This window comes from Burkholderia sp. RS01 (assembly GCF_039748055.1).
Taxonomy (GTDB): Bacteria; Actinomycetota; Actinomycetes; order Actinomycetales; family Micrococcaceae; genus Arthrobacter.
Genome location: NZ_JBDLAK010000028.1, coordinates 1 through 20,626 on the forward strand (window position 1 = coordinate 1; position 20,626 = coordinate 20,626).

The 20,626-nt window shown below is 66.8% G+C and carries 23 protein-coding genes; 7 read left to right on the top strand and 16 right to left on the bottom strand.

Going from position 1 to position 20,626, the window contains the following annotated elements:
• On the top strand, positions 1-284 hold a 284-nt coding region (locus ABFP37_RS20115), incomplete at its 5' end, for a hypothetical protein (protein WP_347034708.1).
• A gap of 251 nt (positions 285-535) precedes the next feature.
• On the opposite strand, the gene rpsN is transcribed toward ABFP37_RS20115, so the two are convergent.
• From rpsN to rpmB, 3 genes are read right to left on the bottom strand one after another with little or no spacing between them, the layout of a single operon-like run.
• Entirely contained in the window at positions 536-841 is a 306-nt protein-coding gene (gene rpsN, locus ABFP37_RS20120) for a 30S ribosomal protein S14 (protein WP_026266887.1), read from the bottom strand.
• 4 nt (positions 842-845) lie between these two features.
• On the bottom strand, positions 846-1,013 hold the full coding sequence (gene rpmG / locus ABFP37_RS20125) for a 50S ribosomal protein L33 (protein ID WP_078026306.1): 168 nt from the start codon (positions 1,011-1,013) through the stop codon (positions 846-848).
• On the bottom strand, positions 1,013-1,249 hold the full coding sequence (rpmB, locus tag ABFP37_RS20130; RefSeq protein WP_050687447.1) for a 50S ribosomal protein L28: 237 nt from the start codon (positions 1,247-1,249) through the stop codon (positions 1,013-1,015). Before rpmB ends, rpmG begins: the two co-directional genes overlap by 1 nt.
• A 496-nt stretch (positions 1,250-1,745) precedes the next feature.
• Between rpmB and ABFP37_RS20135 the strand changes: the two genes are divergently transcribed.
• Genes ABFP37_RS20135 through ABFP37_RS20145 form a run of 3 tightly spaced genes read left to right on the top strand, consistent with a single transcriptional unit; the run spans position 1,746 to position 4,583 of the window.
• A complete protein-coding gene (locus tag ABFP37_RS20135; RefSeq protein ID WP_347034709.1) occupies positions 1,746-3,215 on the top strand; it encodes a ferredoxin reductase family protein in 1,470 nt (489 codons plus the stop codon).
• Positions 3,212-3,727 carry an FMN-binding protein gene (locus ABFP37_RS20140; RefSeq protein ID WP_347034710.1) on the top strand — a complete coding sequence of 172 codons (516 nt, stop codon included), beginning with the start codon at positions 3,212-3,214 and terminating at the stop codon, positions 3,725-3,727. Before ABFP37_RS20135 ends, ABFP37_RS20140 begins: the two co-directional genes overlap by 4 nt.
• The gene (locus ABFP37_RS20145; RefSeq protein ID WP_347034711.1) at positions 3,711-4,583 is read left to right on the top strand and encodes an FAD:protein FMN transferase; all 873 of its coding nucleotides are present in this window, start codon (positions 3,711-3,713) and stop codon (positions 4,581-4,583) included. Before ABFP37_RS20140 ends, ABFP37_RS20145 begins: the two co-directional genes overlap by 17 nt.
• Positions 4,584-4,653: 70 nt before the next feature.
• Here the strand turns inward: ABFP37_RS20145 and ABFP37_RS20150 are convergent, their stop codons facing one another.
• Both ABFP37_RS20150 and ABFP37_RS20155 read right to left on the bottom strand, forming a co-directional pair.
• Positions 4,654-5,415, bottom strand: a complete 762-nt coding sequence (locus ABFP37_RS20150) for an SGNH/GDSL hydrolase family protein (protein WP_347034712.1) — start codon at positions 5,413-5,415, stop codon at positions 4,654-4,656.
• A gap of 56 nt (positions 5,416-5,471) precedes the next feature.
• Entirely contained in the window at positions 5,472-5,951 is a 480-nt protein-coding gene (locus ABFP37_RS20155; protein WP_078026310.1) for a MarR family transcriptional regulator, read from the bottom strand.
• A 94-nt stretch (positions 5,952-6,045) separates the two neighbouring features.
• Here ABFP37_RS20155 and ABFP37_RS20160 point away from each other — a divergent pair, with 94 nt between their 5' ends.
• Positions 6,046-6,348 carry a YciI family protein gene (locus tag ABFP37_RS20160; protein WP_078026311.1) on the top strand — a complete coding sequence of 101 codons (303 nt, stop codon included), beginning with the start codon at positions 6,046-6,048 and terminating at the stop codon, positions 6,346-6,348.
• 90 nt (positions 6,349-6,438) lie between these two features.
• On the opposite strand, the gene ABFP37_RS20165 is transcribed toward ABFP37_RS20160, so the two are convergent.
• The 10 genes from ABFP37_RS20165 to ABFP37_RS20210 form a co-directional block, all read right to left on the bottom strand.
• A complete protein-coding gene (locus tag ABFP37_RS20165; protein ID WP_078026312.1) occupies positions 6,439-7,560 on the bottom strand; it encodes an ABC transporter ATP-binding protein in 1,122 nt (373 codons plus the stop codon).
• Positions 7,561-7,569: 9 nt separating this feature from the next.
• On the bottom strand, positions 7,570-8,397 hold the full coding sequence (locus ABFP37_RS20170) for an ABC transporter permease (protein WP_078026313.1): 828 nt from the start codon (positions 8,395-8,397) through the stop codon (positions 7,570-7,572).
• Positions 8,384-9,268: an ABC transporter permease gene (locus tag ABFP37_RS20175; protein WP_078026314.1), complete on the bottom strand. Its 885-nt coding sequence runs from the start codon at positions 9,266-9,268 to the stop codon at positions 8,384-8,386. The genes ABFP37_RS20170 and ABFP37_RS20175 overlap by 14 nt, the downstream gene beginning before the upstream one ends.
• Position 9,269: 1 nt before the next feature.
• Positions 9,270-10,364 carry an extracellular solute-binding protein gene (locus ABFP37_RS20180; RefSeq protein ID WP_347034713.1) on the bottom strand — a complete coding sequence of 365 codons (1,095 nt, stop codon included), beginning with the start codon at positions 10,362-10,364 and terminating at the stop codon, positions 9,270-9,272.
• 267 nt (positions 10,365-10,631) lie between these two features.
• The gene (locus tag ABFP37_RS20185; RefSeq protein ID WP_347034714.1) at positions 10,632-11,414 is read right to left on the bottom strand and encodes an SGNH/GDSL hydrolase family protein; all 783 of its coding nucleotides are present in this window, start codon (positions 11,412-11,414) and stop codon (positions 10,632-10,634) included.
• A 311-nt stretch (positions 11,415-11,725) separates the two neighbouring features.
• Positions 11,726-12,832 (bottom strand): siderophore-interacting protein, encoded by a 1,107-nt coding sequence (locus ABFP37_RS20190; RefSeq protein WP_347034715.1) that lies wholly within the window; start codon positions 12,830-12,832, stop codon positions 11,726-11,728.
• On the bottom strand, positions 12,829-13,656 hold the full coding sequence (locus ABFP37_RS20195) for an ABC transporter ATP-binding protein (protein ID WP_347034716.1): 828 nt from the start codon (positions 13,654-13,656) through the stop codon (positions 12,829-12,831). Before ABFP37_RS20195 ends, ABFP37_RS20190 begins: the two co-directional genes overlap by 4 nt.
• Position 13,657: 1 nt before the next feature.
• Entirely contained in the window at positions 13,658-14,821 is a 1,164-nt protein-coding gene (locus ABFP37_RS20200; protein WP_347034717.1) for an iron ABC transporter permease, read from the bottom strand.
• Positions 14,818-15,924 carry an iron ABC transporter permease gene (locus tag ABFP37_RS20205; RefSeq protein ID WP_347034718.1) on the bottom strand — a complete coding sequence of 369 codons (1,107 nt, stop codon included), beginning with the start codon at positions 15,922-15,924 and terminating at the stop codon, positions 14,818-14,820. Before ABFP37_RS20205 ends, ABFP37_RS20200 begins: the two co-directional genes overlap by 4 nt.
• Positions 15,925-15,934: 10 nt before the next feature.
• On the bottom strand, positions 15,935-17,047 hold the full coding sequence (locus ABFP37_RS20210; protein ID WP_347034719.1) for an iron-siderophore ABC transporter substrate-binding protein: 1,113 nt from the start codon (positions 17,045-17,047) through the stop codon (positions 15,935-15,937).
• Positions 17,048-17,251: 204 nt separating this feature from the next.
• On the opposite strand from ABFP37_RS20210, the gene ABFP37_RS20215 reads away from it, so the two are divergent.
• Both ABFP37_RS20215 and ABFP37_RS20220 read left to right on the top strand, forming a co-directional pair.
• Positions 17,252-19,225 carry an MFS transporter gene (locus tag ABFP37_RS20215; RefSeq protein ID WP_347034720.1) on the top strand — a complete coding sequence of 658 codons (1,974 nt, stop codon included), beginning with the start codon at positions 17,252-17,254 and terminating at the stop codon, positions 19,223-19,225.
• Positions 19,222-19,773, top strand: a complete 552-nt coding sequence (locus ABFP37_RS20220; RefSeq protein WP_347034721.1) for a TetR family transcriptional regulator — start codon at positions 19,222-19,224, stop codon at positions 19,771-19,773. The genes ABFP37_RS20215 and ABFP37_RS20220 overlap by 4 nt, the downstream gene beginning before the upstream one ends.
• 64 nt (positions 19,774-19,837) lie before the next feature.
• Here ABFP37_RS20220 and ABFP37_RS20225 read toward each other — a convergent pair whose 3' ends face one another.
• Positions 19,838-20,503: a hypothetical protein gene (locus ABFP37_RS20225; RefSeq protein WP_347034722.1), complete on the bottom strand. Its 666-nt coding sequence runs from the start codon at positions 20,501-20,503 to the stop codon at positions 19,838-19,840.
• Positions 20,504-20,626 lie beyond the last annotated feature (123 nt).

The following is a 20,626-nucleotide window of genomic DNA, read 5'->3' on the forward strand; positions in this document are numbered from 1 at the left end:
AAACCGGTATCAACAAACTTGGCACACTATTGAGTTCTCAAACAACAGACACACCCGGCACCACCACAACCAAACAGCCGTGGATCGCTCCGGAGCAACTTTTCAAACTTACCCGGTTTCAGCCCCCGACGCAAATCCATGTTCCAGGACCCACACCAACAAACAAAACCAGCCCCACCCGCTCCCGGCACGCCAAACAAGCGAACCATTCACAGGCTGTTCAAGAAAGGGATTTGGCCGCCTCCGGACACCAGCTCCTCGCTGGCCCCCTCGCGGCGACTTAGAAAACAATACACCCACCCCACCCCCACCGCAAACCCACCCAAACACGCCTCCCGCGGGGCCGGGATCCGCGTGATTCCGCGGAAAAATGGTGCGGTCCGGGCGAAAAGCCGGGTGCCGGCGTCGTAATTCCGCTTTGTGTGGTGCGTCACCCACAGACCGGCGCGGCGCCGACGCGGCGTTAACGCAAAGAAGGGCCGGCAACCATACGGTTGCCGGCCCTTCTCAAGCAGCTGGAATCAGCAGTGCTGAATTACCAGGAAGACTTCGTGATGCCCGGGAGCTCACCGCGGTGAGCCATGTCGCGGAAGCGAACACGGGAGATACCGAACTTCTGGAAGGTGCCGCGGGGACGGCCATCGATGATGTCGCGGTTACGCAGACGTACCGGTGAGGCGTTGCGGGGCAGCTTCTGCAGGCCGAGGCGTGCAGCTTCGCGAACTTCGTCGGTCGAGTTGGGGTCAACCAGAGCCTTCTTCAGTTCGAGGCGCTTTGCAGCATAACGCTCGACGATGACTTTACGCTGTTCGTTCTTAGCGATCATTGACTTCTTAGCCATGTGTTTAGCGCTCCTCTCGGAATTCGACGTGCTTGCGGATCTTGGGGTCGTACTTCTTCAGGACCATGCGGTCCGGATCGTTACGACGGTTCTTACGCGTTACGTAGGTGTAACCCGTGCCCGCGGTCGACTTGAGCTTGATGATCGGACGTACGTCCTTGTCCTTAGCCACTAGAGCTTCACCCCTCGTGCCAGGATGGCGGCGACGACTACGTCGATGCCGCGTACGTCGATGGTCTTAATGCCCTTTGCAGAGACCTGCAGGGTGACATTGCGGCGCAGGGACGGAACCCAGTAGCGCTTCTTCTGAATGTTCGGGTCGAACCGGCGCTTGTTGCGGCGGTGCGAGTGCGAAATGCTGTGTCCAAAGCCCGGCTCGGCTCCGGTCACCTGGCAGTGTGCTGCCATGACGACTCTCCTCTGAAAAATAATTGAAACGGCTGGCAGAGTTCTGCGTCACCGTGCGGCAGGCGGCGTCCGCATCCAGCCACATGCGTTTCCGATAATTCCGCAGGCCTGAAATCCACGGCGAAAAGCCGTGGAATTCCTTGCTGCGGCGAATACGATGAGCCACGGGCACCGGGCAGTGGAAGCCACCGCGAAGTGCCGGGATGCTGGGCGAAATACTGGAATGCACGCAACTTGAGCCCCTAACTACCGGCCGCCGGAGCTGCCATTACTGACAACAGCCACCGTCAACCGGAGCAATTGCACACGCTCCGCGCCACCTAGCGCCCACCAAGTCTACGAGACGCGCCAATTAAAGGCCAATCACGCGTCAGCGGGTGTATGCGAGGCGGCCGGTGCACGGCCTCATGGGCGTCGGGACTGCCTGCAGCGAAGTCACACCCGGGGAGAAGGGTTTTCACAGCAAAATGAAAGCCTCAAGGCGGAATCTTGAGTCATGAACACACAGCTCTCTCCCCGTCTTGGGACCGATGATCCGCGAAACCCCGGCAGCGGACTGGCCGCCGGCAAGGGGGCCTGGCCCCGCTTTGCGGCCCTGCACCGGCGCCGCCTCCTCCGCGCCGATGCACTGACGGTGGCGGCGTGGGGCTCACTGGCTGCCTCCGTTTCGTTGTGGCTGGCCGACGGCGGCATGGCGGCGGTCTCGACGGTAGCCTCCGGCGTCACCGCCCTGGGCATCGTTGCCGGGCTGGCCGGCATGGACCTGGTTCTGCTCATGCTCCTGCTGGCCGCCCGGATTCCGCTGATCGATGGCGCGGTGGGGCACGACCGAGCCCTGGAGTTCCACCGGAAACTGGGGAAACCGTCCCTGTACCTGCTGCTGGCCCACGGCATCCTGATAGCTGTTGGCTACGGCATGGCGGAGGGCTTGGACCCGGTCAGCGAGGCAGTGGCCCTCTGGGTGCTGGTGCCGGACATGTGGCTTGCCTTCGTCTCCCTGGCGCTCTTCATCGCCGTGGTGGTGACGTCGCTGGTGGCAGTACGCCGCCGCTTCCCGTACGAATTCTGGTACGTCGTGCACCTGCTCACCTACGCGGCCGTGCTGACGGCACTGCCGCACCAGTTCAGCGTGGGCGGACTCTTCGCGGAGGGGACATGGCAGCGCTGGTACTGGATTGCCATCTGCGCGGCGACCGGCGCCGCCCTACTCTACTACCGGGTGATGCAGCCGGTGCTCGCCACCTTCCGGCACCAGCTGACGGTTGAACGCGTGACGGCCGAAGCCCCGGGTGTGATCAGTATTGAGATGAGCGGACTGCACTTGAAGGCACTGGAGGGCAACGGCGGCAGGTTCTTCATTTGGCGGTTCCTGGCCCCCGGCCTCTGGTGGCATCCGCATCCCTTCAGCCTCTCGGCCGAGCCGATGACGCCGGGGAACGACGGGCGCGGACTGCTGCGGATCACAGTGCGGAATCTTGGCAGGGGCACCGCGCAGCTGGCAGCGCTAAGGCCAGGGACCAAGGTGGCGGTCGAAGGCCCCTACGGACTCTTTAGTTCCGCTGCCCGCAGCAGGGACCGGGTCGTCATGATCGGCGCCGGCATCGGCATCACGCCGCTGCGGGCCCTTCTGGAACGCACTCCGTTTGCCCCTGGCCAGGCCACCGTCCTGCTCCGCGGACACAGCGACCACGAGCTCTACCTCAGCGGCGAAATCCTTGAGCTGTGCCGGCGCCGCGGCGCCACCCTGTTTCACCTCACAGGCGCCCGGGATCCGGGCGCTCCAGACAGCTGGCTTCCGGTGGCCGGGCATCGGGCCGGCTACGCCCTGACCGACTACGCCCCGGACATCGCCGATGCCGACGTCTATGTCTGCGGCCCCGCAGGATGGGCAACGAATGTCCTCAGCGCCGCCCGTTCGGCGGGCGTCCGCGAAGATCAGCTTCATTACGAAAGGTTTGACTGGTGAGAATCAGAGCAGCAGTTTCAGCCGCCTTGGCTTCCGCCGGAATCCTCCTGGCCGGCTGGCAATCAGGCGTCCACGTGGCCGATACCCGCAGCGTGGTGGCCGCCGCGTCCACAGGCAACGCCGAGGAATCCTCGTCCGGGCCGGACACGTCCGGCGCCTCAGGTTCTTCCGGAACCAGCTCCTCGGGGACCGGCTCTTCCGGGACCACAGGCGCGGCGGGCGCGGCGGGCAAAGCCGGCGGAACGTACGACGGCGACGTCGTCCAGACCCGCTTCGGTACGGTCCAGGTGCAGATTACGGTCAAGGCCGGCGCCATCACTGACGTCACCGCCCTGAAACTCACGGATCACGAGGGAAGGTCCGTGCAGATCAGCAACTACGCCGCCCCGATCCTGCGCAGCGAGGTGCTCCAGGCCCAGTCGGCCAACGTGCAGACGGTGGGCGGCGCCACCGTGACCAGCGACGCCTACCTCACCTCGCTCCAGGCGGCCCTCGATGCAGCAAACCTCTGACAACAGATACCGTCTGCGGGCCCGCACCTTCACCTGCATGGGCACGGTCATCAGCCTGACCGTCCCCGCCGATACCCATAGGGCACCCCAGGCGGCGGAGGATGAGCTGGAAGCGGCCACCGCCGTCGTCGAACGCCTTTTCACCGAACTGGACGCGACGTTCAGCCTGTACCGGCCCGATTCGGAGGCCAGCAGGATGGCGCGGGGCGAGCTAGTGCTGCGCGACGCCTCGGCAGGGATGAGGGCGCGGTATGAGGAAGCCGCCGGGTGGCGGCTCCTGACCCAGGGCGCCTTCACGCCGGAACGCCCGGACGGAGCCTTGGATCTCTCCGGGCTCATCAAGGGGCATGCGATCAGGGAAGCCGGCACCTCACTGCGCGCCCTGGGGCTGGCCGATTGGTGCGTCAACGCCGGAGGGGATGTGCTGGTCAGCGGCTCACCTGCTCCCGGCAGCGGCGAACCCTGGCGGGCAGGCATCGTCGATCCGGCCGACCGGCGGACCCTGCTGGCTGGCTTTCCGCTGGCCGGGGCTGTGTCGGAGCGGTCTGCTCCGGACGGTTTGGCGTCCGGCGGTTTGGCGTCCGGCGGTTTGGCGTCCGGCGGCGGCAAGGCGGCGCTGGCGACGTCCGGTTCAGCGGAACGCGGTGACCATATCTGGAGTCTTGCCGCAGGCGCCTCGGAGTTCCGGCAGGTTTCCGTGGCCGCCGCGGACGTGGTCACAGCCGACGTGCTGGCAACGGCGATCGTGGCCGGCGGCGTCCCGATGCTCCACCGCGCAACCGCACTGTGGGACGTGGAGGTGCTGGCTGTCCGCAGGGACGGGGACCTCCTCGCGACGCCCGGATTCCGGCGGTAGGTCTCGACAGGCTCGACCAGCGGAGGGCACGCTGAACCGGCAGAGGGCAAGCTGGACCGGCGGAGGAGCGTTAGAGCCGGGTGAGCTGGCTGTACCTCGGCTGGAGGTTGTCGCCGGATGATTTGCCGGTGACGCGCCGCACTACCCACGGGGCGGCGAACTCCCGCACCCAGCGGGCGTTGGCCCGGATCGCTTCCACCTTGCCGAGCTCCGGCACCGGAGTCATCGGCGGAACCTCGATGGAGTGGTCGTGCTCAAGGACAGTCAGGAAGCGCTTGGCCATATTCGCGTGGCCCGCGGCGGACATGTGCATCCGGTCCTTCGCCCACATGCCCCAGTCGTAATACTCGCTGAAGCGCCAGTAGTCCACGAGCAATGCCCCGTGGTCTCCGGCGATACCGCGGACCAGTTCGTTGTAGATGGCGGTGCGGCCGCGCGTCGTGCTGAAAACCTTCGACCCCCGGGAGTCGAAGCCGGTGAACATGACCACCTTGGCGCCGGTGGCGGTCAGTTTGGCGATGGCGGCGTCGTAGTCCACCAGCAGGTTGTCGATGTCGACCTTCGGACGGAGGATGTCGTTCGCCCCGGCATAGATGCTCACCAGCGTGGGTTTGAGCTCGACGGCCGCGTCCACCTGCTCAGCCATGATCTGGCGGAGCTTCTTGCCGCGGATGGCGAGGTTCGCGTACCCGAAGCCGCGGTCGGCTGATCCGAGCTGCTCGGCAACGCGGTCGGCCCAGCCCCGGACTCCGTTGGGCCGGGTGGGGTCGTCGTCACCCACGCCTTCCGTGAACGAGTCTCCTAGAGCGACATACCGAGCCGTGAAATCCATAGGGCAAGTCTGCCATCCGTTGCCGGGAGCAACCAAGACGGCTGGCAGAGCTGAGCTTACTGCTCGCGGAGGATCCAGTGGTTGCTGTCCAGCCGCGCCACGATCTTCTCGCCGATGCGGGCCAGGTCCGCCACGTCACGCTCGCTCAGGGCATCGAGGAACAGCGAACGCACGGATTCCACGTGGCCGGGGGCGAGCGCCACGATCGTGGTCATGCCTTCCTCGGTCAGGTGCGCGGTGGTGACGCGGGCGTCCCCCGGATGGGGCCTGCGCTCCACCCAGCCCCGGTTCTGGAGCTTGGTGACAACGTGAGAGAGACGGGAGAGGGAGGCGCTGGTCCGCGCCGCGAGTTCGCTCATCGGCAGGAAGCGGCCCTCCGCCTCGGAGAGCATGGCAAGCACGTTGTAGTCGAACAGCGAGACCTTGCCGGCGGCGTGAAGCTGGGTGTCCAAAGCTGCCGGCAGCATGGTGTTGATGCTGAGCTGGGCAAGCCAGGCCCGGCGTTCATCGGCATTGAGCCAGCGCGGTTCCGTCATTACCCCATCCTAGGAGAAAAAAAGCTTGACAGTTCAAGGTGGAGCGCCGGTGTTTGCGGGCTGCCCTGATGGCCCTGAGGGTAGGCTGGCGGGCATGTACGTAGTTTCCCTCACCTACAAGGTTGCCCAAGACATCGTGGACTACCACCTGGATGCCCACGTGGCCTGGCTGAAGGATGCCTTCGACGACGGCGTGTTCCTGGCCGCCGGCCGGAAGGTTCCGCGCACCGGCGGCCTGCTGCTCTCCAAGACGGACCGGGAGACCCTCGACGCATCCCTGGCCAAGGACCCGTTCTACATCAACGGCGTTGCAGAGTTCGAGGTCATCGAATTCGCCGCGAACCGGGTGGCTCCGGGCTTTGAGAACCTGCTGGACGAGCCCGGGCTGCAGAACTAGCCCACTTTTGAGGCCCCGGACGCGCTGTCCGGGGCTTCAACAGGCGGAATGCGGGTCAAAACCGGGCCAGTTCGGCCCGGGTGGGGCGCCTTAGGACTCCAGAACCAGGAGCTGGGCCCGTCCGGAGTCCCATCCCACGAATACCTGGCCGCCGGGTGCGGGCCTGCCGGCGGAATCAGGGCTGAGTTCGCGCAGCTGGAGCTCCTGGCCGCCTGCGGTCAGGCGGTGGCGGACGGTGGCTCCCAGGTTGGTGGAGGACACCAGCGTTGCCGCGCCGCCGTTGCCGCCCTCACCCGCCGAACGGAATTTGAGGTGCTCCGGCCGGATGGAGACGGCGTAGTTTTCGCCCTGGACTCCGCGGTCTGCCACGCGTGCCGTGCCCAGCCCGCCGAGGTCCACTAAGGCCTCGGTGCCGTTGCGTTCCAGCACGGTGCAGGGAATGAGGTTGGTATCGCCGAGGAAGCTGGCCACCCAGTCCGTCAGCGGGTGGTTGTAGACCTCCTCCGGCGGGCCGGACTGGACGATCTTCCCGTCCTTCATCACCACGATCCTGTCGGACATGGCCATGGCCTCGTCCTGGTCGTGGGTGACGAAGAGCACGGAGATGCCGAGGCTCTTTTGCAGGGTCTTGATTTCCTCCTGCATCTGTTCCCGGAGCCGTTTGTCCAGTGCGGCCATGGGCTCGTCCAGGAGCAGCGCGGCCGGGTTGAAGACCAGCGCGCGGGCCAGCGCGACGCGCTGCTGCTGCCCGCCGGAGAGCTGGCGGGGCTTGCGGCTTCCCATCTTGCCAAGGCCCACACGGTCGAGGGCTTCTTCGGCCCGTTTGCGTCGTTCGTTCTTGGGGATTTTCCGCATGCGGAGTGCAAATTCGACGTTTTCGAGTGCGCTCATGTGCGGGAACAGTGCGTAGTTCTGGAACACCACGCCCAGGTTGCGTTCCCGGGGCGGCAGCGTGTCCACCGGCTGGCCGTCGATCAGGACCGAGCCTGCGCTGTGCTCCTCGAAGCCGGCAACCATCATCATGGTGGTGGTTTTGCCGGACCCGCTGGGCCCGAGCAGGGTGACGAACTCGCCGGGCTGGACAACGAGGTCCAGCCGGTCCACGGCCACGACGTCGCCGTAGTTCTTGCTGACGCTGCGGAGTTCAATGGCGCCCCGCGAAGCGGTCCGGGTGCCTGACATTGATTCTGCGGAGATCACTGATGTGGTCATCGGCATTCCTTACGATTGGGCGGAGACTGCGAGCGGCAGCATCCGTGCGGTGGACCGGCGCCTGAGGACAAACATGACCTGCAGAAGGAGCCCGATGGTGGCGACGCTGACCAGAAGCGCGGAGGAAACGGCGATCTTCGGGGTCAGGTTGAACTGGATGTCCGTGAACATCTTGACGGGCAGCGTGGTGGCGCCCGGGGACTGCATGAACAGCGACATCACGGTCTCGTCGATGGAGACCGAGAACGCAAACAGGGCGCCCGAGATCAGGCCCGGCAGGATGATCGGGAGGTACACGTGCCGCAGTACTGACAACGGGCCGGCACCAAGGCTTTGCGCCGACCTCACGAGTGCCGGGTTAAGGCCTGCGAGGGCCGCCCGGGTAGTGAGGTAGACGTACGGGGTGGCGATCACGGCGTGCGCCAGGCCGATGGGGAGGATGCTGCCCACCATCCCGATCGAGATGAAGAACTGGTAAAACGCCAGGGCCAGCACCACCGTTGGCACGATCATCGGCGCGAGGATCAGCCCCATCACGGCTGAGCGGCCGGGGAATTTCCGCCCGTGCAGGCCGATCGCGGCCGTGGAGCCCAAGAGCACACCGATGACGACGGCGATACCCGCCGATTGCAGGCTGGCCGTCAGTGCCGACGTCCATGCTTTGTCCCCGAAGAAGCCGGCTACGGCTGCGAGGGAGAATCCTTCCGGCGGAAAGGTGATGTAGCGGCTGTCGTTCAGCGCCACCGGCACCACGATCGCCGTCGGAATGACCAGGAACAGAAACACGGGAACGGATAGCAGCGCCAGCACCCGGTGCTGCGGATTAGTGGTCTTCATGTTGGCCTCCTGCCTTGAGCACACGCTGATACACGGCCACCATGATGCTCACCATCACCGTGAGGACCACGGCCAGTGCCGCGGCGCCGGAGAAGTCCGTGAGCTGGCGCGCGTAGTAGTCGATCTGGTTGGCGATCATCATGTCGCCGGGTCCGCCCATCACCACGGGAGTGATGAAGAAGCCGGTGCTGATGATGAAGACCAGCAGCCCCGCCGCCGAGATGCCGGGCATGCTCAGCGGCAGCGTGATCCTCCGGAAGACCGATCCTTCCGGCGCCCCCAGCGAGCGGGCCGCCAGGCCAAGCCGGTCATCGATGGACGTCAGGGAGGAGAAGATCGGGAACACCGCGTATGGCAGGAGACAGTGCACCATGCCGACGATCACGGCGAACCGGTTGTGCAGCAGCTCGATCGGCGCATCGGTCAGACCGATTCCCTGCAGGAAGGCGTTGACGATGCCGTTGTCCTGGAGCAGCACCGCCCAGGCGAAGTTCTTCACCAGGATGCCGGTCCAGAAGGGCAGGAGTACGACGGCGAACAGGATCACCCGGGCGACGTTCCCGGCACGCCACAGGACCATGGCGATGATGTAGCCGAGCACCACCGTCACGATCGTGCTGGCGAGGCTGATCGTCAGGGTGTTGACGAGCGAGCGCAGCACCAGCGGGTCCTCGAGCACCCGCTGGTACGCGTTGTCGGCGAAGCTTGAGGCCACGAGTTTCCCGAGCGGCGTCAGGAACAGGATCACGTCGAAGACCATGATCGGTGCCAGCAGCAGCCACCAGCCACTGAGCCGGCGCCGGACCCTCGGATTCCCCTCCCCCGGCGCTCGGCGGCCCTGCGGCCGGACTGTGAGAGTTGCAGCCGTCATATCAGCTTGCCTGCCACAGCTTGAACTGCTGCTCGGTCTTCTTCAGGTTCTCAGACCACCACTTGTCGTCCCGCACCAGGATCTTGTCGGCCAGCCGCGGGCTCGTCGGCAGCGTGTCCGCGATTTCCTTCGGCAGCTTGGACAGAGCCGGCGTGTTGGCCAGTGTCAGGTTGGTGACCTTGTCGAACGCGGCACCGGCCTCGGCGTCGTTGGACATGAAGTTCATGAGCTTGAATGCCGCTTCCTTGTTCTTGGCCCCCTTTGGCACCACAAAGTAGTCTCCGGCCAGGACCGCGTTTTCAGGCGAGAAGTTCAGCTTGGCGCCGTCAGTGCGGGCGGCGTTGATCCGGTTGTTGAAGCTTGTCGAGAGCGAGACCTCGCCGGACGTGAGCTGCTGGATCGGCTCCTGGTTTGCGGCGTGGTAAAGCAACCGGTCCTTGCCCGGGTGGTGTCCAAGGACGCGAAGGGCGCGGTCCACGTCGAGGGGGTAGATCTTGTCGAACGGGACCCCGTCTGCCAGCAGCGCGGCTTCCAGGACCGAGCTGTCGGAGAGCTGGTTGTAAACGGAACGCTTGGTGTTGTACTTGTCCTGGTCAAAGAACTGGGCCCAGTCCCTTGGCGCTTGCGCGTCCGGAATGACCTTCTGGTCCCACGCCATGACAAACAGAAAGCTGAGGTACTTGATGCCGAACTCGGCCTTGGCGTAGCCGGGGAGGCCCTTGTCGCTGATGATGTCGTAATCGAACTTTTCCAGCAGGCCCTCGGCGACGGCCGTCTCGTACTCCGGTGCCGTGATTTCCACGAGGTCCCACTGCACGTCGCCGGACTGCACCTGGGCCTTGAGCGCCGCGAGGCTGGTGTTGGCCAGCAGCGTGGGCTGGATGCCCGTCTTCTTGGAGAAGGGATCCAGGATTGTCTGCGTCAACTGGTCGTTGTAGGAGCCGCCATAGGACGTGACCGTCACGGTCTTGTTGGCTGCCGCACTTTCGGCGGGCTTTGAGCCACAGCCGGACAGGGCCAAGCCGGCGAACGGCGTCAGCGCCGCGGCCTTCAGGAGCTTCCGGCGGTCGAAATGGAGGGAATTGCTGTCAGTCATGGCGGTGATGCCTCTCGTGGCGGTGGCTCCCCTCGGCGCACGCGGGAAGAAGGTGAGCGTGGATGAGGGAGCAGGGGCAGGGATCCGGCTGTCACGTCGGGTTGCCGGCGACGGCGGTTCACGCCCTCGAACGGTACCCGCAACGCTGAGCGGACTTGAAGCTTGATGATTGACGGATTGTCAGTGCCGCAACACTAGCTGTGACGTTGCACACAAGTCAACAGTTGTTTACAGTGGCACTATTCAAGCCACAAAGTGGAAGGAGCCCTACCGGTCCATCAGCTTCTTCAGGCCGCCTTTGCGCGGAACTTTCACCGGCCTGGGCCAGCGCGGGCTGAGGTTGTCTCCCAGCGTGACGCCGCGGAGCTTCCTGCCGAAGAGCGGGACCACCCAGTCGTTCACCCAGCGCCGCTGCCTTCGCTCCCAGTCGCGGAGAGTCACTTTGGCCGGCGGCTCCCACTCCTTGAGGGTGATCTTGTGCGGCACGCCGAGGTGGTCCAGGACCTGCCCCGCAAGGTATTTGTGACCTGCCTTGGACATGTGCAGCCGGTCCGTGTCCCACATCCGGCCGTCGTGGAAGGCATCAAAGCACCAGTAGTCCACCAGGAGGGCCCCGTATTTGGCCGCAAGGTCGCGCACCCGCTGGTTGTACACGGCGTTCCGCTTCTTCAAAGGCTCCAGCACGGCGGACACTTTGACGTCGAAACCAGTGAACAGAACCAGCGTGGCGCCGGTCGCAGCCAACCTGGCGACGAGGGCCTCGTACTGGGCCATGAGGACATTGATGTCCGTTCCGAAGTCCAGGATGTCGTTTCCGCCGGCGTACAAAGTGATGAGCGTGGGCTTCATGGCGAGCGCCGGTTCGAGCTGTTCGTCGACGATGTGGCGCAGCCGCTTACTCCGGATGGCCAGGTTGGCGTACTCCCAGCCGGGCTCCGCCTTGGCCAGCTTCTCCGCGACCCGGTCGGCCCATCCGCGCACCCCGTTCGGCAGCCGGGAGCTCGGGTCCCCCACGCCCTCGGTAAAGGAATCCCCCAGAGCAACGAACACACGCCGCCCACCCCGGTCCGGCAGCAAAGGAGACACACCCACCCGGCCACCCTAATCAAGCAAAGCGAGCGCCAGGGAACGGCTGAGTTAACGGCCAGCGACAGGATCGGCGAGACCGTCCAGAAAAAGAGAGGCCGTGAGGTGGCCATCCGGAAGCGTGCGTCTAAGGGAGAGGCCCGCCGTCGGGGTTCCCTGGCCGAGCTTGCGAGGTCAGGGGGACGGCGGGGCAAGCGACCGAGCACGCGGGATGGCCGCCTTACGGCCGCCCCTCACCCGTAGTGTGCGGCGTCGCCGCCAGCGGCGCAGAAAGCCTAGAGCTCAGCCTTCCCCTGCCGCCAGTACCCCATGAAGGCGACCTGCTTCCGGTCGATCCCGACGTCGCGGACCAGGTAGCGCCGCATGTCCTTGATGACGGCGGCCTCGCCAGCGATCCACGCATAGAACGGCATGGCCCCGGCGGGCTTGTCCGGATTCTTGGTGGCACTGATCGCGGCCGTATCCATGCGGGCCGGCGTTTCCCACAGGATGTCCCGGTCCACGTCGACGTCGTCCGGTTCAGGCCCGGCAGCGCCGGCAGCCTTGATGGCCACCCAGCCCGGGACGGAGACGGCCTTGCGGACCGCGGCCTGGAGGAGCTCCCCGTGCGGCCGGGAGCGGCCTCTCGCGGCGCCGCGGGCGAGCCAGGTTATTTCGACGTCGGCGGCCGTGCGGAGGTCAAGGAAGTCGCCCGCTTCGGGCACCTCCAGGAAAACGTGGCCGGTCATGTACTCGGGCAAGCTTTCCAGGATGGCGCTGATGGCGGGAACGGCCGTCTCGTCGCCGGCCAGGAGCACGCGCTGCGCCAGGCCGGGCCGCCACTCGATGCCGGAGTAAGTTTCGGCCGTGACGCAGTGCGCCGCGCGGTTGTTCGGGCCGATCAGCGTCAGGGCGTCTCCCGGTTTGGCGCTGAGTGCCCAGTTCGCGGCGGGACCGCCGTTTCCGTCCGGGTCAAAGTGCATCACGAAGTCGACGTCGATCTCCGGATAGACGGCGTCGAGCCGAGCCTGCCGGACAGTGTAGGTGCGCATAGAGCCGCGCGTGGCCGGATCCATGGCCACCCACGCCTGGAACCAGCCGCTTTGCTCCATCCGGAAACTGGGCAGCGGGAGCCTGCTGCCGTCCGGCGCCAATGAGGGGATCATCAGTTTGACCCGCAGGTCCAACGTGTCCCCGTGCACGCCGAAGTCGCGGAGCGCGTAGCCGCCGAACGTCAGGCGCCGGAAGTTAGGGCTCAGTTCCTCCACGGCGGACACCGTGACGCCGAACGCGAGCGTCATGGGCTCCGTGGAGACCGGGTGCCTCTCGGCGACTGCCCGGGCGGAGCTTCCGGGGACGGCTGTCAGCCGCGAGCGGGCAGGGCTGTTCTTTGCTGTGCTCATGAGGCCATCTCCAGGATTGAGGTCGGGGCTTTTGGGGCTGCGTGATGCCTCCCGAGCGGAATGATCAGCGGCGTGCCGGAGACGGGGTCCGGCAGCACCCGGCATTCCAGTCCGAACACGTCGCGCACCAAGTCCTCGGTGATCACGGCGGCCGAAGCGCCCTCGGCGACGATCCGGCCGCCCTCCAGCGCGATGACATGGTCCGCGTACCGCGCCGCGAGGTTCAGGTCATGCAGCACCATCGCCACCGTGGTGCCGCGCTGACGGTTCAGGTCGGTGACCAGGTCCAGCACTTCCACCTGGTGGGCAAGGTCCAGGTACGTGGTGGGCTCATCGAGCAGCAGCACCTCCGTTTCCTGGGCGAGGGCCATGGCAATCCACACGCGCTGGCGCTGCCCGCCTGAGAGTTCGTCGACGTTCCGCCCGGCGAGGTCCAGCGTTTCGGTGGCCTCCAGCGCGCGCTGCACCGCGGCGTCGTCCTTCTCCGACCAGCCGCGGAAGAAGCCCTGGTGCGGGTACCGGCCGCGGCCCACCAGATCGCGGACCGTAATGCCGTCCGGTGCGGCGGGGTGCTGCGGAAGCAGGCCGAGCGTGCGTGCCAGCTCGCGCGCGGGGCGGGAATGGATGTCCTTGCCGTCGAGGGTGACCGTGCCGCCGGCCGGCTTGAGCAGCCGCGACAGCCCGCGCAGCAGCGTGGACTTCCCGCAGGCGTTGGCCCCGACGATCATCGTCACGCGGCCCTCCGGAATCTCGGCGGTGAGGTTCTCCACGACGCGACGCTGATCGTACTGCAGCGTGAGGTCCCGGGCGTTGAGAACAGCCATGTCAGGCATCCTTTCGGTTGGAAGTGACCAGCAGCCACAGCAGGAACGGGGCGCCCAGCGCACCGGTGATCACACCCACCGGCAGCACGGTGCCGTCCAGCAGCAGCGGGGCGAAGTTGGCGGCAAAGTAGTCTGCCGCCAGGACGATCGAGGCACCGACAAAGGCCGACGCCGGGAGGCTGGCCTTCCCGGTGAAGCGGCGCGCGATGGGTCCGGCCAGGAAGGCGACGAACGCCACCGGCCCGGCTGCCGCCGTCGCCACCGCGGCAAGTGCGACGGCGGTCATCACCACACCCAGCCGGGTCCGCCGTACACGGATTCCCAGCCCTGCGGCGGCGTCGTCCCCGAGTTCGAGGATGCGCAGCGGGCCGGCCAGGAGTGCCGCGGCCGGAATGAGGACCAGCAGCGCCAGGGCGAGCACGCCGGCGCGGTCCCAGCTGGCCGAATTGAGCGAGCCGTTGAGCCAGACGAGGACATCCGCCGCCGTGCGGATATCCGCCCGTGTCAGAAGGAAGTTGACCACGGCGTGGAGCGCCGCGGCGATGCCGACGCCCGCCAGGATGAGCCGGTTACCGGCCGCGCTGCCGTCGCCGAGGGAGCCGCTGCGGGAGATCCCGTAAATCAGCGCGGCCACCGCTAGCGCGCCGCCCAGCGCCGCCCCGGAAACAGCGGCCCCGGAGGCGCCGAAAATGACGATGGCGGTGACAGCGCCGGCGCTGGCCCCGTAGCTGATGCCGATCACGTCCGGGCTGGCCAGCGGATTGCGCAGCATGGTCTGGAACAGCCCGCCGGAGAGTCCGAAGGCCACGCCGATCATGGCGCCGATCACGGCGCGGGGCAGCTTGGCCTCCATCACGATGAAGCTGGCGCCCGGGATCTTCTCGCCGCCGGTGAGCTGGGCGGAGAGGACCTTGAAGAAGTCCGGGATGGTCACCGTGTAGCTGCCCAGCAGGACGCCCGCTGCGAAGAGGAGCACGACGGCGAGCGCCAGGGCCGCTGTCCGGTTCAGCACCGCGTCCGGCAGCCTGTGCAGCCGCGGAGCGCGAACCGGCAGATAATGCCCTGTGTTCGCGGTTTTGAGGGCATTATCTGCCGATTCGCGCACGGTGCCGGGTGCGTTTTCGCCCAGTTCGCGCCCGACGGCGGCGAGGTCTGACTTGTTCACAGGCCTGCCCTCTTGCCGCGGCGGACCAGCCAGACGAAAAAGGGAGCACCTACGAGGGCGGTCATGATGCCCGCCGGCACCTCGCCGGGAAGCAGCACAACGCGGCCCACCACATCGGAGAGCAGCAGCAGCGCGGGAGCGAGCACCAGGGAAAACGGCAGGATCCAGCGGTAGTCCGGGCCGGTCAGGGCGCGGACGGCGTGCGGGACAACCAGCCCCACGAACCCGATCGGCCCGGCGAGAGCGGTGGCGGAGCCGCACAGCAGCACGATGCCCAGCGCTGTCACCCCGCGGGCGAGGCCGACGCGCTGGCCCAGTCCGCGGGCAATGTCGTCTCCGAGGGCAAGGCCGTTGAGGGTCCGCCCGGCCGAGAGCACGATCAGTGCGCCGGCCAGGAGGAACGGCACGCCGGGCAGCACCACGGACCAGTCGCGCCCCGCGATTCCGCCCACCTGCCAGAAACGGAAGCGGTCCAAGGTGTCCTGGCTGGAGACCAGGATGACGTTCATCAATGAGTACAGGCCCGCGCTGAGGGCGGCGCCCGCGAGGGCGAGCTTGACCGGCGTCGCGCCGTCCCTGCCCATGGAGGCAATGAGATAAACCACGACGGCGGCGCCCGCAGCGCCCAGGAACGCGAACCAGATATACCCGGTCAGCGAGGAGACGCCGAAGACGTAGATGCCCGTGACCACGGCCAGCGCGGCGCCCGCGTTGACGCCGATGATGCCGGGATCGGCCAGGGGGTTGCGGGCCACGCCCTGCATGGCTGCCCCGGCGAGGCCCAGCGCACCGCCAGCGAGCAGCCCGAGGATGGTGCGCGGAATGCGTGCGTGCACCACCGCGTGGTCGCCGTTGGCGGGATCGAAGTGCGTCAGCGCCCGCCATACGGTGTCCGGAGACAGCCCGCGGGCACCCGCGGCCAGCGAGGCGGCGCAGGCGGCAGCAAGCACGACGACGGCGGCCAGCAGCCACGCGGCCTGCGGGCCACGAGCCCTCCCCCTCCGGGGAGCGCGAACTGGCAGGTAATGCCCTTTGGACCCGGATTTGGCGTCGTTAGCTGCCAGTTCGCGCGAATCGGCCGCCGTCGTCGTGCCGTTTGTCATGAAGTGCTGCCTACCGGACCGCGTCGGCGGCCTTGGCCAGCTGCGGCAGGAACGTGTCCAGTGACCACGGCAGGCTCAGCGGCGAGGAAGCGGAAATGGACAGGGTCAGCGTGTTATCCGAGTCAGCCACCAGGGCGCCGCCCTTGATCGCCGGAATCTGGCTCAGCAGCGGATCGCTCTTGATCGACTCGGCGGTCTTGGAATCGGGAACCCAGGTCACGAAGATGTCCGAATCAAGCTCGTTGGCCTTCTCGGCGGACCACGGGACAAAGAACTCCTTGGAGCCCTTCGACTTCTCCTCCACCACGGGAGCCAGCTTCATGCCGATCGCGGTGAGGAACTTCGGCCGGTTGTCATTAGCCGTGTAGACGTTGACGCCGTCACCCTTGGCGGGCTCGAGGTTGCCGTAAATGTAGGACTTGCCCTCGATCTGCGGGTACTTGGCGACCTCGTCCTTGATGGTGGCTTCGGTGTCGGAGATCAGCTTCGCGGCCTCGGCTTCCTTGCCCAGGGCTTTGCCAATGATGCTCGTGGAATCCTGCCAGGACGTGCCGTACGCCAGCTCCGGGTGCGCCACCACGGGGGCAATTTCGCTGAGTTTCTTGTAATCCTCAGCCGTGAGCCCCGAGTAGGCGCCCAGGATGACGTCCGGGTTGAGCTTGGCGATTTCGGTGAAGTTGATGCCGTCCGCCTCGGAGAACTGGGCCGGCGCCTTCGCCGAGCCGAAGCCGGCGCCGAGCTTCTCCAGCGCGGCGTCCTTCCACGGGGTGGAGCCCTTGTCGTTGCCGCCCCACTCGTTCTTCGGCACACCCACCGGAACCACGCCCAGGGCGATGGCAACGTCGTCGTTGACCCAGGAGACCGTAACCACGCGCTTGGGCTGGGCCTTGATGGTGGTTTCGCCAAAGACGTGCTTGATGGTGACGGGGAACTGGGCACTTGCTGACGCGGTCGAGCCGGCGTCGGAGGCCGAAGAGACTGGTCCGGTAGAGCAGGCTGTCAGCGAGAGCGCCGCGGCGGCCAGGACTGCGGTCGCCTTGCCGGCGGTCTTGAGCAGCGTCCGGCGGGTGGCGCCGGCGGCGCCGAGGCCGGCGTTCGGGCCGGCGAAGAGGGGGGAAGTCACGGAACTCCTTAGGTCATTGAAGCAAACCCAAGTAAGGCTAGCCTATCCTTCAATAGATTACGAAAGGTTTGCGTCACGTAATTGCCGAGTGATGCAAAGCATGCCCAAATCCCTTGCCTTTCCGGGGTGAACAATGGTTCACTCGAAGGAGTAAACGCGCGTTCACCATGCCTCCGCGCCCCTCCGTACCCCGAAAGTCCTCCCATGACAGATTCCGCTGCCACGAGACCATCCCGCCGTCTCTCCCCGTCCGCCATCACGGCCGTTCTCGCGCTGAGCGGCACGGTGGTGGCGCTCATGCAGACCCTTGTGGTGCCGCTGCTCCCGGACTTTCCCCGGATTCTGGGCGTCACGGCGGACGACGCGTCATGGCTCGTGACGGCCACGCTGCTCTCCAGCGCCGTGGCGACCCCGATTGTGTCCCGCAGCGCCGACATGTACGGCAAGCGCAGGATGATGGTGGTGTGCCTGGCCATCATGGTGGCGGGCTCCATCATGGCTGCCGTGGGCGGAACGTTCCTGTGGCTCATCATCGGCCGCGCCCTCCAAGGCTTCTCGTCGGCCCTGATCCCAGTGGGCATCAGCATCATGCGAGATGAACTACCCAAGGAGAAGATGGGCTCGGCAGTGGCGCTCATGAGCGCTACCCTGGGCATCGGCAGCGCCCTGGGCCTCCCTCTTGCCGGCGTGCTGTACGAGGGCCTCGGCTGGGAATCAATCTTCTGGGTTGCCGCCGGCGCGGGGTCGCTCCTGCTCCTTGCTGTGGTGCTGGTGGTCCCGGAATCGAAGGTCCGCACCCCGGGCCGCTTCGACTATGCGGGCGCCTTGGTGCTGTCCGCCGCGCTGGGGTCCCTGCTGCTGGCCATTTCCAAGGGCGGCTCGTGGGGCTGGGACTCCGAACCGGTGCTCCTGCTGTTCCTTGCCGCCGCAGTCCTGCTGGCAGCCTGGGTGCCGTACGAGCTCAAGGTTGGCCAGCCCATGGTGGACCTGCGGACTTCGGCCCGCCGCCCGGTGCTCATGACCAACATCGCGTCGCTGCTGATCGGCTTCGCGATGTTCGCCAACATGCTCCTGACCACCCAGCAGCTCCAGCTCCCCACAGCCACCGGCTACGGGTTCCAGCTGAACGTCATCACTGCCGGCCTGTGCATGGTGCCGTCCGGACTGGCCATGGTGGTGTTCGCGCCTGTGTCAGGCGGGATCATCCGGCGGTTCGGCGGCAAGACGGCGCTGATGACCGGCGCGTGCGTCATGATTGCCGGCTACGTGGGCCGCGTCTTCTTCCACGACTCCATCACCGTGGTGGTCATCGGCTCCACGGTGGTGAGCGTGGGCACGGCCATCGCATACGCGGCCATGCCCACCCTGATCATGGGCGCCGTCCCCATCACTGAAACCGCGTCCGCCAACGGGCTGAACAGCCTGGTCCGCTCGATCGGCACCTCGACGTCGAGCGCCGCCGTCGCCGCCGTCCTCACCTCCGTGACCATGAACCTGGGACCGGTCCGGGCGCCGTCCTTCGCGGCGTTCCAGGACGTCTTCTGGATGGCGGCGATGGCCTCGGCGGCCTCGGTGCTGGCCGCCATCGCCATCCCGCGGGCCGCCGCGCACCGCCCGGCCGTGCCCGCCGTCGCGGCTACCGAGCTCGTCGTTCAGGGCCGCGTCCTGGCCGCCGACCACCGCCCGCTGACTCCCGCCGTCGTGACCGTCCTCCAGACCACCGGCGAGCCCGTCGACTGGAGCCGGGTGGACACCGAGGGCAACTATTCGGTGGCGCTGCCCGGCGCCGGCAAGTACCTCATGGTGGCCAACGCGGCCGGCTGGGCGCCCATGGCCGAGGTCTTCGACTTCGACGGCCGCACCCTCCAGCAGAACTTCCTGCTGCACGATCGGCTCGAACTCAGCGGGACCGCCACCCTCGGGGCCGAGCCGGTTGCCCGCGCCGTGGTGTCGCTGCTGCAGGCCAGCGGCGAGCACGTGGCCACCACAACGACTGACGACGACGGCGTCTACAGGCTTCCGCTGCCGGCAGCCGGCCGCTACATAGTGACTATGCTTCATCCTGTGAATCATCAGGCCATGGCGCGGAAGCTTGCCGTCGACAACCGCTCCGTGACCGTGGATCTCAGGGCTCCCCTTCGGGAGCCACAGAACGCCGGCGAGCCGGTGAGAGCATGAGCGGCCCGAGCCAGGAGGCCATCCTCAGCGCCGCCCGGCGCCTGTTCGGAGATCGGGGCTACCGCGCGGTCACGGTCCGCGACATCGCCGCCGAAGCCGGCGTCTCGGCCGCCCTGGTCATGAAGCACTTCATCTCCAAGGACAAACTGTTCGCCGCCGTGCAGCCGGACGAGTCGCTCCTTACGGAACTGGACGTCCCGCCGTCGGAACTCGGCAGCGCCCTCGTGTTCCGCGTGCTGATGCGCCGGGAGCGCGGCATGCAGGAACCGTGGGCGATGATTCCGTTCAGCGTCCACGACTCCCCCGATCCCGACGCGGCGCGGACAGAACTGCGCGAACTCTACTTGGGAGCCATGGCCCGGCTGATCGGGGACGCCACGCCTGAGCGACGTTTCGCCTCCACGGTGACGGCCCTGATGACCGGCTTCGGCGAGACCGTACGGACCCTCGGCCTGTTCGACGGCTGGGACTTTGACGACCTCGTGGCGCACTACGGGGCGATCGTCCAGGCCCAGATCGACGCGTGCGCGGATGAAACCGCGGATTGATCTGGCCGAAGGCGCGGGTTGAGCCGGCCGAAACGCTGGTTCGGCCGGCCCACCCCGCTTCAAGTCAGCGGTAGGTGACGCTCAACAGCAGCGCCTTGATGGACTGCCCCTCGTCGCTGGCCAGCCAGGCTTTGGCTGCGGAGTCGCTGGCGAAGGGCTTCTCGATGAACTGCGCGTCCGCCACGAGGACTTCCTTCCCGATGCGGACGATCCCGTCGAGCGCCATGCCCTTCCCGGCCGCCGGCGCCCCGGCTGTCAGGTGCATCCGGTACGTGGGATTGTTCTCCATCCGGTCTACGTAGAAGGAGTAGTGCGCGGCGGGGGCCTGCTGCTGCTGGAGGCCCGCGACGGGTGCGGACTCGAACACGGTCCGGGTGACCGGTTGGGTCACGCCGTCGGCCACCAGCCCCGAGTAGACCGTGACCTGCTTGGTGCCGCTGGCGTCGAAGACAGTGGCGGTCCTGGAGGTGGAGGGCTTCACGTCCCCGGTGAACAGCTCCACCTTCCAGTCAGCCGGGTACTTGAAAGACAGGCGCCCGTCCGGGAACGTGTACGTCGCCAGCGCGGCCGGAGCGGTAGCGGACGACGACGGCTGGGCGGCTGTCGTCGTCGGGCTCGCCGTGGTGGACGCGGACGGGGCGCCGGCGGCGCAGCCGGCCAGGCTGATGGCGGCGGCGAGGGCTGCGACAAAGGTGCCGTGATGTGCAGGACGCATGATGGTGCCTTTCATGAAGGACGCCGTCAAGCCCGGAAAGGGTAGCTGTGGCCCGCCGCGTGGGAGTGTTGATGACCCTGGTGGAGCGTGAGGCGAAGTGTGGGTGCTCAACACAATCGCACGCAGGAGCAGGCGCTC